This is a genomic window from Algoriphagus aestuariicola (assembly GCF_017254835.1).
Classification (GTDB): domain Bacteria; phylum Bacteroidota; class Bacteroidia; order Cytophagales; family Cyclobacteriaceae; genus Algoriphagus; species Algoriphagus aestuariicola.
Genome location: NZ_JAFKCW010000082.1, coordinates 1 through 282 on the forward strand (window position 1 = coordinate 1; position 282 = coordinate 282).

A 282-nucleotide genomic window follows, 5' to 3' on the forward strand; every position below is an offset into this window, starting at 1 on the left:
AGAGACATTAGAGGTCATGTTGGAGCATGGCGCTGATATAAATATAAGAAATTCATTGGGTGATACGCTGCTCATCGATGCTTTAGATTATCACTCCTATGACCACGTCATTCTTCTATTAGAAAAAGGCGCCGATAGTGATATAAGAGGCAACTCGGGTTGGACGATGGGCAATCAACTGCAACGGCTGATTAATAGAAGCCCGGACGGTAGTGAGGCGAAAGCGTCTCTTGAGCGTATCAAAGACGAGCTAATTAAGCGTGGTGGGAAATGGCCACCTCT

Annotated in this window: 1 pseudogene; it reads left to right on the forward strand. The window is 45.7% G+C overall.

Annotation, left to right across the window (positions count from 1 at the left end):
* Positions 1–282, forward strand: a pseudogene (locus J0A67_RS22915) (hypothetical protein); the annotation flags it as partial.